At 37.7% G+C, this 13584-nt stretch carries 9 protein-coding genes; 5 read left to right on the plus strand and 4 right to left on the minus strand.

Annotated features, from left to right (window positions below; genetic code table 11):
• The first annotated feature begins 117 nt into the window (after positions 1 to 117).
• The 3 genes from glpA to glpC are packed head-to-tail and all read left to right on the plus strand — an operon-like array spanning position 118 to position 4267.
• Positions 118 to 1743, plus strand: coding sequence for an anaerobic glycerol-3-phosphate dehydrogenase subunit A (gene glpA / locus ACKU4N_RS05890; protein ID WP_321321531.1), 1626 nt, complete (start codon positions 118 to 120; stop codon positions 1741 to 1743).
• Between the two features lie 12 nt (positions 1744 to 1755).
• Complete coding sequence (gene glpB, locus ACKU4N_RS05895) at positions 1756 to 3000, plus strand: glycerol-3-phosphate dehydrogenase subunit GlpB (RefSeq protein WP_321321533.1); 1245 nt, start codon at positions 1756 to 1758, stop codon at positions 2998 to 3000.
• Positions 3001 to 3007: 7 nt separating this feature from the next.
• A complete protein-coding gene (gene glpC, locus ACKU4N_RS05900; protein ID WP_321321535.1) occupies positions 3008 to 4267 on the plus strand; it encodes an anaerobic glycerol-3-phosphate dehydrogenase subunit GlpC in 1260 nt (419 codons plus the stop codon).
• Between the two features lie 223 nt (positions 4268 to 4490).
• Here glpC and ACKU4N_RS05905 read toward each other — a convergent pair whose 3' ends face one another.
• From ACKU4N_RS05905 to ACKU4N_RS05915, 3 genes are all read right to left on the minus strand, one after another.
• Positions 4491 to 4694, minus strand: a complete 204-nt coding sequence (locus ACKU4N_RS05905) for a hypothetical protein (protein WP_321321537.1) — start codon at positions 4692 to 4694, stop codon at positions 4491 to 4493.
• Positions 4695 to 4739: 45 nt separating this feature from the next.
• On the minus strand, positions 4740 to 6251 hold the full coding sequence (locus tag ACKU4N_RS05910) for a Do family serine endopeptidase (RefSeq protein WP_321321539.1): 1512 nt from the start codon (positions 6249 to 6251) through the stop codon (positions 4740 to 4742).
• Between the two features lie 118 nt (positions 6252 to 6369).
• A complete protein-coding gene (locus tag ACKU4N_RS05915; protein WP_321321541.1) occupies positions 6370 to 6813 on the minus strand; it encodes an Hsp20/alpha crystallin family protein in 444 nt (147 codons plus the stop codon).
• 533 nt (positions 6814 to 7346) lie between these two features.
• On the opposite strand from ACKU4N_RS05915, the gene ACKU4N_RS05920 reads away from it, so the two are divergent.
• Positions 7347 to 8276, plus strand: a complete 930-nt coding sequence (locus ACKU4N_RS05920) for a hypothetical protein (RefSeq protein ID WP_321321542.1) — start codon at positions 7347 to 7349, stop codon at positions 8274 to 8276.
• 630 nt (positions 8277 to 8906) lie between these two features.
• On the opposite strand, the gene ACKU4N_RS05925 is transcribed toward ACKU4N_RS05920, so the two are convergent.
• Positions 8907 to 11303, minus strand: coding sequence for a PAS domain-containing hybrid sensor histidine kinase/response regulator (locus tag ACKU4N_RS05925; RefSeq protein WP_321321544.1), 2397 nt, complete (start codon positions 11301 to 11303; stop codon positions 8907 to 8909).
• A 466-nt stretch (positions 11304 to 11769) separates the two neighbouring features.
• On the opposite strand from ACKU4N_RS05925, the gene ACKU4N_RS05930 reads away from it, so the two are divergent.
• Positions 11770 to 13302 carry an alpha-N-arabinofuranosidase gene (locus tag ACKU4N_RS05930; protein WP_321321547.1) on the plus strand — a complete coding sequence of 511 codons (1533 nt, stop codon included), beginning with the start codon at positions 11770 to 11772 and terminating at the stop codon, positions 13300 to 13302.
• Positions 13303 to 13584: the final 282 nt, after the last annotated feature.

A 13584-nucleotide genomic window follows, 5' to 3' on the forward strand; every position in this document is an offset into this window, starting at 1 on the left:
GTAATTGTTGTTCGTCTGAAATAAAAACAGCCGGACTTATAAAAGATCTGGAGTAAAAGATTTTATTCAGCAACACACAATTGAAAAAAGGAAGATGTCAAAAAAATAGAATTCATCATGAACAAGAATATATCCAAAGAGTACGATGTGATAATCATAGGAGGTGGAGCTACCGGAGCAGGAACAGCAAGGGATTGTGCAATGCGTGGGCTAAGTGTTTTGCTTGTTGAACGTCATGATTTTGCCACAGGTGCTACAGGACGGAATCATGGCTTGTTGCATAGCGGGGCACGATATGCCGTAACGGATCATGAGTCAGCAGCAGAATGTATAAAAGAGAATATGATTCTGCGTCGTATTGCAAACCATTGTGTGGAAGAGAATGATGGATTATTTATTACCCTGCCGGAAGATGACATCGCTTTTCAATCACAATTTGTAGATGCCTGTAAAACTGCCGGAATCGGGACTGAAATTCTTGATCCTGATTTTGCCCGCCGCATTGAACCATCGGTCAATCCTGATTTGATTGGTGCTGTGAAAGTACCTGATGGTTCTGTGGATCCTTTTCGCCTTACAATGTCAAATGCCCTGGATGCCAGTATTCATGGAGCGGTTCTTTTAACACGACATGAGGTGAAAGGTATTGTGAAAGAACAGGATCGGGCTGTAGGTGTGGAGTTGTTCAATCATGAAACAAAAGAAAATGTAACCTGTTACGGCAAAATAATAGTGAATGCCGGAGGTATTTGGGGGCATCATATTGCTAATTTGGCCGGTGTCAATATCAATATGTTTCCTGCAAAAGGTTCCTTACTTATTTTTGGACACCGCGTTAATAAAATGGTAATTAACAGATGTCGAAAACCATCTAATGCTGACATTTTGGTACCGGGAGACACAATTTGTCTGATTGGGACTACATCGGAAAGAATTCCATACGACCAAATTGATAATATGTATGTATCCAGAAAGGATGTAGATGTATTGATTCGTGAGGGCGTGAAACTTTCTCCATCATTGGCTGCTACTCGTATTCTGCGTGCCTATGCAGGTGTGCGTCCTTTAGTTGCCGCAGACAATGATCCAACCGGAAGAAATATTAGTCGTGGAATTGTTTTGTTGGATCATCAGGAACGGGACGGGCTTTCCGGTTTTATCACGATTACTGGCGGCAAGCTAATGACATACCGTTTAATGGCTGAAGAAGCGACTGATTTAATCTGTAAAAAACTGGCTGTTGTCAAGCAATGTGAAACAGCCGATAAGGTATTGCCAGGTGCAGAAAAGAGTGAACATCCGCTAAGCATTGCTACGGAAAAAGTTTATACAGGGGCTAATATCTCCCAAAAGTCGGCGAAGGATCGTCATGGTACACTTGCGAAGAATATTTCAAATGGAGACGACTACGAAGACTCATTGGTTTGTGAGTGTGAAGGTGTATCAGTAGCCGAGGTAAGATATGCGATTAATGAGTTGCATGTGAAAAATCTGAAGGACTTGCGACGCCGTACCCGTGTTGGTATGGGAACTTGTCAGGGAGAATTGTGTGCTTGCCGTTCGGCCGGACTTCTTTGTGAGTCTTCAGAAAAACCGGGCAAAGCAAAAGATGATTTGGCTAGATTTCTTCAGGAAAGATGGAAAGGAATGCTGCCGATTACCTGGGGAGAGGGAATTAATGAGATTCAGTTTACTTCATGGATTTACGAAGGCATATATGGTTTGAAACCTGATAACAATTAAGCAAGGATTACTATGAAATTCGATAACATTATTATAGGAGGTGGGTTGAGTGGGCTCACATGCGGAATTAAACTGGCGGAGCAAGGGAAAAAATGTGCAATTGTTTCATCGGGTCAGAGTGCGATTCATTTTTTTTCAGGTTCATTTGATTTGCTTGGAAAGCTGGATGGAATAGAGGTGAATAATCCGTTGGATGCGATAACAACATTGCCGGATACACATCCATACCAAAGGCTTGGAATTGAAAATATCTCTCGTTTGGTTGTTGAAGTACCTCAGTTTTTGAATCGTGCCGGATTGAAGTTTTTGGGTGAGGCAGACCAAAATCATTTTGTGCTGACACCAATGGGAATAATGAAACCAACCTGGTTGACCTTAGACGATTTCACTCGTTTCGAACAAAAGGATGCATTCCCCTGGAAAAAAGCAGTCATCCTAAATTTTAGTGGGTTTCTTGATTTTCACAGCTTGTTTGTTCAAGATGGACTTAAGAAATTTGACGTGGATGCGCAAATTAAAAATTTTGCAATGAAGGAATTTGAAGCAATCCGCCGCAATCCGAGTGAAATGCGATCTACAAATATTGCGAAAGTATTCGATCAGGGAGAAGAGGCATTGAACGAATTTGCTCAAAAGGTAAATTTGTTAAGTGAGGGGTTTGAAGTTGTGATTCTGCCAGCAGTATTTGGATTGTTCAATAAAAATGTTGTTACAGATCTAAAATCAAGAATAAATAAGCCATTGGTATTGCTTCCGGCCATACCTCCATCGGTTCCGGGGATACGAAGTCAGATATTGCTGCGAAAAAGATTTGAAGAATTAGGTGGAACTTATTTCCTTGGTGATAATGTGGAAGAAGGCACTTTCGTGAATAACCGACTGGTTGCTGTTCAGACCAATAATCATGGAGATATTAAACTGGAAGCTGATCAATTTGTTTTGGCCAGTGGAAGCTTCTACAGTAAAGGTATTGTGGCGACCCGCGATAAGTTATATGAGCCTATTTTGGGGCTTGATATTGATGGAGATACCGATAGTGAAAAATGGCTCGATGAGAAGTTCTTTAACGATCAGCCGTATATGCATTATGGGGTTAAAACCGACAGCGGTTTCCGCGCATTAATAAATGGCAAACCAATAGAGAATTTATATGTAGCAGGTTCGGTATTAGGAGGAGCTAATGCTCTTAAGGAAGGCAGTGGAGCAGGTATCAGTTTACTGACTTCGCTGCATGTAGCTGAGCAAATTTTAAAATAAGGGGACGATGAAAAAGGAAATAATTGAACCATTAAATATAAGTGATAATAATTTTGAACAGTGTGTGAAGTGTACGATTTGTACTGTTTATTGTCCCGTTCTGGAAGTGAATCCAGATTATCCTGGACCAAAGCAGTCAGGCCCTGATGGAGAACGCCTGCGCTTAAAGGATCAAAATTTTTACGATGAGTCATTGAAATTATGCCTTAACTGCAAACGCTGTGAAGTAGCTTGCCCGCACGGAGTGAAAATTGGAGATATCATCCAGATGGCACGCATCAAACACAGCAGGAAAAGTCCAAAAGTTAGGGATATGATTCTTGCAAATACTGATATTGTAGGTACTATGGCAAGCACATTTGCACCCATTGTAAATCCAATAGTTGCTTTAAAACCTGTTCGATTCATTATGGATGGGGTTTTAAAAATAGATCACCACCGAATTTTTCCTAAATATGCAGGGATGAGGTTCGAAACCTGGTATCGAAGATATGCAGCCGCAAAGCAGAACGATTTCAAAAAACATGTTAGCTACTTTCATGGCTGTTATGTAAATTATAATTTCCCTCAGCAAGGTAAAGATCTGATTAAGATTATGAATGCGGCCGGTTATGGTGTTCATTTGCTCGAAAAAGAAAAATGTTGCGGGGTAGCTTTAATTTCTAATGGTCTTATCAAACAAGCAGCAAAACAGGCACGTCATAATGTCGAAGCCTTTAAAAAATCGATTGTAGACAAGAATATGCCGGTAATATCTACATCTTCAACATGTATATTCACCATTCGTGATGAATATCCGCATTTGTTGGGGGTGAAGAATGACGAAATTCGTGATGAAAGCGAGTTGGCTACTAGATTCCTGTTCCGATTAATTGATTTGGGAAAACTTAAGCTTGCATTCAAAAAGGATTACAGGAAACGTATTGCTTATCATACACCCTGTCATATGGAGAAGCTTGGCTGGTCTATTTATTCCACTGCGTTGCTTAAAATGATTCCGGGAATCGATTTTGTGCCGCTTGAATCACGATGCTGCGGTATTGCCGGAACTTACGGGTTTAAGAAAGAAAATTACAAAACATCACAGGGAGTAGGGAAACCGCTTTTTGATCAGATAGAGAGCTCGGATATCGATTTTGTAGCTACCGATTGCGAAACCTGTAAGTGGCAAATTGAGATGTCGACCACCAAAAAGGTCGAGCATCCTATTTCTATTCTTGCCGAAGCATTGGATGTGGAAGCTACTATGAAATTATGGCAAAAGTAAATTGATGAGAATCATGTGAAGGACGGCCTTTTTGGTCGCCCGCTTTTATAAATGTTAGGGTGTAATGCCGCAATTATTGGATGTTAAAATCCTTTGCTTGCGGCATTATTGTTACCGGTTGATTCTTTTTTTTTGTGCATAAAATATCTGATACAGATAAAGAGGCTGCATCTAACGCAATGCAGCCTCTTTATCTTTGCTTTTTACAAGTTTCGTATTGTCCTTAAGCCCCTTCTTTGATTAAAAAATGACTAAAAGCCTGCTTAACACAATCTTTGTGAGAAAAATAGGAATTACTTTTTAACCAATTAAACAACCCATACAATTCCTTTTCGTTTAACCATTCAAATGATTTCAGAAGCTCCTTTCGAAATAAATGTTCCTGATCTGAAACCGATTGTAAAACAAATTTTTGATGTTCTAACATAGCTGAAAACATTTTAATATTATTCCATTGCTTAAGTTTTGGAATTTACTCCAATCCAAAGGCATAGTAGTACCTACCGGGGTAATTTTCATAAATGCCCGATAGCATGATTCCTCCACCTTTACGGTTTAGGTAGTTCTCGAATTCATTGATGCTACGAATGCTTTTGCCATCAACCTGAAGAATAATAAAACCTTCTTTGAGAGAGGTTTGACGCTGAATCAGTCCTGAATTGATCTTACGAACGCGCAATCCTCCTGGTACATCAAGCTTTTTTGCCTCCTTTGCACTAAGTTCTTCCAGTTCTATTCCCAATCGAACCAAAACCTGATCAGTCTCTTTTTTGCTAAGATTTGCTTCTCCTTTTGCATTTCTTAGGGTAACGGTAAAATTTTTTACTTTTCCGTTTCGGTTGATATGAAGGTTTAGTTTGTCGCCCGGACGGTGTCGTCCAACTGTTTCGAGTAGTTCTGCCGTTGTTTTCACGCCGGCATTGTCAACTTTTACAATAACATCGCCTTTTTTGATGCCAGCATCGGCGGCTGCACTGTTGCTTGGAAGGCTGTCAACATAAACACCCTCGCTAAGGTCTAAATCTTTTTCTTTTGCCAAATTGCCATCAACATTTCTGATAACAATGCCCAAATAACCACGTTGCACAAATCCAAAGCTCATAAGGTCTTCAACCACCTTACTAACAATGTTCGAAGGAATGGCAAAACCATAGCCCGAATAAGCTCCTGTTGGGCTGGCAATAGCTGTGTTGATGCCAACCAGGCCGCCTCTAAGGTCGACAAGTGCACCTCCACTGTTGCCGGGATTGATGGCCGCATCGGTCTGGATGAAGGATTCGATGGCATTCGAACCTTGCAGAATGTTGATATTACGGCCTTTGGCACTCACAATTCCGGCTGTAACGGTCGAATTCAAATTAAAGGGATTTCCTACGGCAAGCACCCATTCGCCAACTTCAATTTTATCGGAATCAACAAAAGGAATGTAAACCAAATTTTTCTCTTTAATTTGAATTAAGGCCAAATCGGTTGTGGGATCCGTACCAATTACTTTTGCTTTATACACTCTGTTATCGTGCAGACTTACCTCAATATCATCAGCACCTTCAACCATATGGTTGTTGGTAACAATATAACCATCCGAATTGATAATTACGCCCGAGCCTGAACCGATTCGTGCCCACGGAGTATTTTCCTGCTCTCCTGGATTAAAATGAAAATAGGGACCGAAAAAATCTTTGAGTCTGTCGTCCTCAAAAAAATCCCTGAAAGGAGAGGGGATTTCCTTTGATTGCTGCATATTTTGCATGCGTGTCGATTTAATGTGAACAACCGCATCCATCACTTTTTTTGAAACATCGGTGAACTGCAAGGGGGTAAGCACACCATCTTTAGTTACGGTATAATTTGCACCAATAACAGGAGTGTCGGTAACATGTTCTATTTTAAATGTTCTTTCATTTCCCGGCAACAGCAAAAAGCTTCCTATCGTAAGTGCACTTCCTATTGCAGCTGATAATAATAGTAAGCTAAATTTTTTCATTTTTAGTTGTTTTTATAAAATTCGATTTTTCGCTTATTATTTTTCTCAAGAAATATTATTTGTTTGCCAGATATAAAAATGTTTTTTATGGGCAGGGGTTAACCTGCCCATCTGTTAATTAAGTAATGGAAATCATTCTTGAAGGTTTTGGTTTTGCCTCTTCCTTTTTGGGTAAACGAATGTTAAGAATTCCATCATTGTACTTGGCTGAAATTTTATCCCCGTTAACCAAATCAATAGGTAATTGGAATGATCTGTGAAACGACTGATAACAAAACTCTCTTCGTGAGAATTTTTCATCCTTGCTTTCCTTTTCTTCTTTTCGTTCCGAAGAAATATTAAGCTGATTGTTGTCTACACTTACATTGAAATCATTCTTTTTCATTCCTGGAGCCGCCACTTCAATAATGTATTCATTATCGTTTTCGCGAACATTTACTGCAGGCAATGTAGTGTTGGTGTCCGAAAAGTTCGAATTGTTCCAATCCATCCAGTCTCTGGAGAAGAAATTGTCGAATAGAGATGGAAAGAAACTGTCTGAATTTCTTTTTACTAGTGTCATGATAAATCCTCCTAATTTTACAGTTACCAAATCATAAAATAAATAGTACATACTTGTAAAAGTATTCGAACCGCGATTCAATACAATGCGATCAAAACAGATGCCAAAATAGGAAAGGTAAAGAGTGTGTCAGTTTTGTAAAGGTAAGAAAACTAGATGTTTGGAGTGTATTTATTTTGATGGGATTTCCTGCTGTTTTAAAGCTTTTTTGCTTGACATTTTGTCGTTTTCGATTCGGTGAAAATGTCAGATTGACGTTTGAGATCCGGTATAAATGTCAGATTGACTTAAGAGAAATAGGCTTTGTAACATCTGCAGGTAAAAGGTCGCCGAACATAAGCAACATCATTTTTTATGAGTGCCGTAAATCTTACTTTTAGTTTGTTATAAATCAGTTTTTTGACCAACTTATTTTTTTGTTTTGCCAGTGAATAAGAATTAATTTTATAGGTCTGATGAGAAGGATTTCAGAATCTGTTTTATCCTTCATCAGGAAAAAAAAGTATTGTAAAATTAATACAAAGGAGGTTGGTATGAGTAAGTTGAAAATGATTTTACTGATGGGTTTGGTGTGCGTGTTTAGCATTAAATTGAAGGCGCAGTACATTATCGAACAGATAGAATATGAGATCCCCATTAACTACGAATTGGTTCCGGCGGATATGGAGTTTGATGATGTTGCCGATGAGGCCCGTTTTTTTCTTCAGCTTTCTGACCGTAAATTAAAAGATGCTGCTCAGAGAGAATATGGGGATATTGAGACGATTGCATCGACAATTTATATCGACGGCGATAATTTTGCGGTGGAATCTTCCTCACAGGAGGAAGGAAAAACCACCGTGATAGTAAACCATGACAAGGGTATTATTTACTACATTCTTTGGTCGCAGAAAAAGATATACGAGATGTCGAATGGAGACATGGCAGACATTCAGAAAGATGCCGATGCAGCAATGCAAAAAATGATGTCTCAGCTGCCACCCGAAATGCAGGAACAGGCGAAAATGACAATGAAAACTGAAAAGGGACGGCTAAAAACCACCAAACAAATTACAGCAACCGGCCGGGAGATGATTAAGTACGGACAAAGGTGCAGTGAATATTTATTGGAAGACGATCGGGAGCTAATGGTAATCTGGGCCTCGGACGATAGTATGGGTTTGGCTAAAAAAGCAAAAAGCATGTCTGAGAAATTAGCTGAAATTTTTCCTTCGATGGATGAGCAGGAGCAGGACGAATGGGAGCTGGTTGCCGGGAAAATACCCGTTGAGGTACGAACCTTTCAGCTCGATGCCATGGAAGGAGCTAAAATGGAGGTGCAGGCAATTACCCGGATGACTAAAACCACTCCTCCTGCCGAAAAATTTATTTTACCTGCCGAGGCTGTTGGGTTCGGGAGAAGTTCTTTTAAAGAAATGATGACCCAAATGCAGCAAGGAATTCAAGGAATGAATGCTGATTGAATGTCTTTTTAAACTAATAATTAAAACTCCCCCTCGCTGCATTCAAGTCGGTGGGGAGTTCTCTCTTTAAATATAATTTGATCAATAACTTCACAATGATCAATATTTTCTCAGCCCGGTTGTTCGAGCACTACGATGTTTTTTATTGTCTCAACAGCCAATTTTTAAGCTTTGGCAATTACTTCATTAACAGGTTCGGTAGGTAATTTCACTTGCTCTAAGAAAAAAAAGAGCTTTGATGATTCATAATTAAACAGTTAGTTTTGTATGGAAAAGGTTCCATTGGCTTTCTCTTTCAGTTGTCTCGTTAAAGTTGTCCGGTTGATGACCTGCCAATGGTTCACATTTTTGTTCCGAAAATAAACTCCAAAAACGGTTTTGAAACTAAGTAAAATGAATGGGAATATATCCTGTTAAATGTTCTTGGCTTTTTAAAATGTAAGATTTATGATAAAGGAAGGGGAAATGAAAAAAAAGCCCGCTGGGGCTTAAAGGCAGTCAATCTTGAAAGTTTTTTTTCGGAGGAATTAAGGACCGCAAGAACATCAGTACTGAATATATATCAAAAGGACGCAGTAGGCGTCCTTTTGTATCTTTAAATTACATTTTGTATTCGTTGGGCAATCGCCTTTATTGCATTAAATAGCTATTGGTGATGGCAAGCAATTTTTCTTTTTTTATTGGTTTCGAGATAAAATCGTTACAGCCTGCAGCAATGGCTTCATCCTTGTCTTTCCTGGATGAATATGCTGTTTGTGCAATAATTGGAATGGACTGATTAAATTTTCTGATTTCTATTGTGGCATCAATACCATTCATTACAGGCATTTTCATGTCCATAAGTATTAAATCGATGTTTTCGTTTTTTTGATAAAGGTCAATTGCATCTTTTCCATTTTTTGCGTGAATGATTTTTAATTTGTTGTCGAATTCTGATAGGAGAATCTCCAAAAATATGAAATTTACTTCTTCGTCTTCCACAACCAAAATAGTATGACGTTTTGCTTCGTTTAAATTTGAGTTTTGACCATTCGAATTACTATTTATTTCATTTTTTGGTTTTGTCGTCAGATAAGGAATGCTCAGATAAAATGTTGATCCTTTTCCTTTTTCCGATTCCAGGGTGATTTTACCATTTATCAGTTCCGCGTTTTCTTTTGCAATTGATAAACCAAGGCCTAAACCACCAACGGTTTGAGATAATTCTTTTTCTTCCTGCGAGAAACGCTCAAAAATGAGTTCTTGTTTTTCGAAATGAATTCCAATGCCGGTGTCTTTCACATACATTATAATGTTATTGTTCTGAAGGGTGTATCCCATTTCAATCAATCCGTTGTGTGTGAATTTTAATGCATTATCCAGCAAATTGCTGATAATCTTATTCAGTTTGTAAGGATCAGAAAGCAGAGTGCTTTCGTCATCCGAAAGTCCCTTTTGAAGATACAGAGGAGTTTGATTTTGTTTTGCTTTTATATCATATATGGCAAACAGATCTAATAGCAGATCATTCAAACAAACTTCCTCGATCTGCGGTTTAATTTGTTTTGTCCCCAGTTCTGATATTTCAAGAATATCATCGATAATGTGCATTAACTGATTTCCGCTGTTTTGAATTATTTGGATGTAATGTTTTCGTTTTTTATCTGTAATGTTCCGCTCATTTAATAAATCTGAAAATCCGAGAATCCCATTCATTGGTGTTCGGATTTCATGCGACATATTATTGATGAATTCTGTTTTTAACCGATTGCTTTCTTCTGCTTTTTCTTTTGCAGCATTAAGTTCTTGTTCGGTTTTTTTATGATCTGTAATGTCCCTAAATTCTACAACCCGAACATTTTCTCCCCCATATGGAATTTGGCGGGCTTCTAATCTTATCGGATATTCATCTTCATTTTTCCGCAAGCCAACGCTATAATACGGGTTTTCGTATTCGCTTAATATATTTTCCATAACATGCTCACGTTCCTGCTCAGCGATCAGCAACAATCCATTCATTCCAATTAGCTCTTCAGTAGAGTAGCCGGTTATGGCAGCAAGTCCCTGATTGCAGTCTAAAATTATTCCCTTGTCGTGTATGGCAATTCCCCCAAAGGAAGCATTATGGAGAGCTTTAAACCGTGTTTCACTTTTTTCAGCTGTTTCTATAGCTGATAATAATTCTTCATTTTGGGCTTGATATTCTTCATTCAAAACCAGATATTCTTCATTTTGTTCCTGAAGAAGGGTTTCTGCAATTTTCTTATCGGTAATATCTTCAACACTCGACCATATAAGTTCCTGATCGTCTTTTTTAATCATTTTCCCCTGCAATCGAATGGGAATTAATTTTCCGGATTTATGAATGTATTCTTTTTCGTAGGGGCCATATTCTCTGGTTTTGTTTAGCGAATCCAATTGAAGTTTTTCTTGATTGGCATATTTTTCAGGAGTAATATCCCAATAGGTTAATTGCAAAGTTTCTTCAATAGTGTAGCCTATGATATTTGCATATGCTTCATTAACTTCTACCAATTCGCCGGTAAGTTTTGCTAAAACCAAGCCTATTGGAGACTCATTAAAAAGCATTTGTGTAAACTTTTCACTTTGTATGGCTTTTTCCTTAGCCAGTAAAAGTTCCTGGTATTTTTCGGTTAATTCTTCCGATTGTTCTGCAATTAAATCTTTGCTCTTCTGCTTTGTTTTTATTTCTGCCGACAACCATTTTTTAATTAGAATGATAAAAATTAAAACGGCTGTTATAAGATTCAAAAATTTGGGTATAAACACAACTTTGGGTTGAGCTAAAAAATTGAAAATCTCAATGGGAAGAAGTTCGGAAAGAGATGTATACCAGGCACCAAAATAAATGCTTTCGAAAAGAGTTCGAAAAGCATCAATCGACAAAACAATAAGAAGTAATTTTAATAATTTATCAGATTGATCAATCGTTCTTATTTTTTTAGCGTAAAATACAAGGATGTAAGACCAAATTAGCACTAATAACCAATACGTAATTGGAGTAGTGTATCTAAAAATATCGTTCATATTAATTTGTTTCGTGTTGTGATTGTAATTTTTACATATCTAATATATTCATTTTTATAGAGATACTAAAGGTGTTAATAAAAAACTATTGCAATTGGGTGTGTTGTTTTTTATTGTTTCTGTTAGATTGTAGTCTATATTTGGGGAGAAGAGTGATGTTGCGCCGGTTTAATATAATCCGGTAATTCAGGTGTTTTTTATTGGCAGGAAGAAATAACAGGGAGGCAATCAGAGCAGGCGTTTTTTTTCTCAAGTGTTGGTAAGCTACGTTATTAATAGTGGAAATATTTTTTTTTACAGCTTTCAATTAAAAAGTCTAAAATACTTTTATTATATTTATGTGCATTTTATGACTAATGAAAATGAGTTGGTAAATGACGTAAATGTTAGTTAAATTATCTAATTCACAGTATTTTATATTTTTTTTAAAAAGTTGTAAACCAATATCTAATTAAATATTTTTCGGATGAAAAAACACACAATTTATTCAATTCTTCTTTTTTTCTTAATCAGCTTTAGTGCGATTGGGCAAAATACAATGACGGTTCATACCGATCTTGCAAAAACAAAAATTAACAAAGAAATCTACGGGCATTTTGCTGAGCATTTGGGGCGCTGCATTTATGGTGGTATTTATGTTGGAGAAGATTCTCAAATTCCAAATGTAAAGGGATTTAGAGAGGATGTTGTTGGTGCGCTTTTAGATATGAAGATTCCCCTGTTGCGTTGGCCTGGTGGTTGTTTTGCTGACACATATCACTGGAAAGATGGCATAGGACCTAAGCAGCAAAGGCCTTCTATGGTAAATATCCATTGGGGAGGAGTTACTGAGGATAATAGTTTCGGAACTCATGAATTTCTTGATTTTTGTAAATTGATTAAAGCAGTGCCATATATCAATTTAAATGTGGGATCGGGTACAGTTCAGGAAGCCTCGGAATGGGTTGAATATGTTACCTCAAAAAATAGGAGTCCGATGACTGATTTAAGGAAGAAAAACGGACAGGAAGAGCCTTGGGATGTTAAGTACTGGGGAATTGGAAACGAAAACTGGGGCTGTGGTGGTAACATGACCCCGGAGTACTATGCTGATTTGTACAATCGATTTGCTTCGTATTGTGGTGGTGATTTGTACCGCATTGCCGGTGGTCCTAATGTTGATGATTACAATTGGATGGATGTATTGATGAAGAAAACAACCCGCCACCGCCATTTGGTTCAAGGTGTTTCGCTTCATAGTTATACATTTACAACAAGCTGGGAAGATAAAGGATCAGCTACTGATTTTGACGAAAGCGGTTGGTTCGCTGATTTAAAAAATACCCTGAATATGGAAACTCTGATTCAGGAACATTCAAAAATAATGGACAAATACGATCCTGAGAAAAAAATTGGATTGATTGTAGATGAGTGGGGAAACTGGTTTAATGTTGAACCTGGTACAAATCCAGGATTTTTGTATCAGCAAAATACACTTCGTGATGCATTGGTTGCCGGAATTAATCTGAATCTTTTTAATAATAATGCCGATCGTGTTGCTATGGCTAATATCGCACAAGCGGTTAATGTGCTGCAATCGGTTATTTTAACCAAAGAGGATGAAATGGTATTAACGCCTACTTATTATGTGTTTAAAATGTACAGTGTGCATCAGGATGCTACTTTGATTCCTACAGATTTGAAATGTGAAAACTACGAGTTTAACGGGAAGTCAATTCCTGCAGTAAATGCATCGGCTTCAACTAAAGATGGTGTTGTGTCTGTTACTTTTTGTAATTTAAATCCAAACAAGAAGGAAAGTATCGATCTGACACTGGCCGGACAAGAATTTAAAAGTGCAGCCGGACAGATTATTACGAGCAAAAATATGAATGATTGTAATGATTTTGGCAAAGATGAAATAGTGAAGATTAATTCGTTTGAGGTAAAAAAACCAAAAAATGGAAAACTTAGCATTGATTTGCCTGCTAAGTCAGTTGTTTTGATACAATTAAAATAGAATTAGTTCCATATACCAAAAGGGTGCTGTCACAATTGTGACAGCACCCTTTTTTGTTGAATGGATATTGTAGTGAATGAAAGATTAGGTGATTCTCATTATGTACGAAGTTGTGGAAATCACTTCTGTAAAATGGCTTGTTGCTTTATCTCAATTTTATGGATAGTAGGGGATTACGATTGCCGAAAAGATAAAGGAATATGAATTCGTTACAGGAATTACAAAAAAAAAGAGATGAGAATTGGTTCTAATTCTCATCTCTAACTATAAACATTGAGCAAA

This window comes from Labilibaculum sp., assembly GCF_963664555.1.
Lineage (GTDB): Bacteria > Bacteroidota > Bacteroidia > Bacteroidales > Marinifilaceae > Labilibaculum.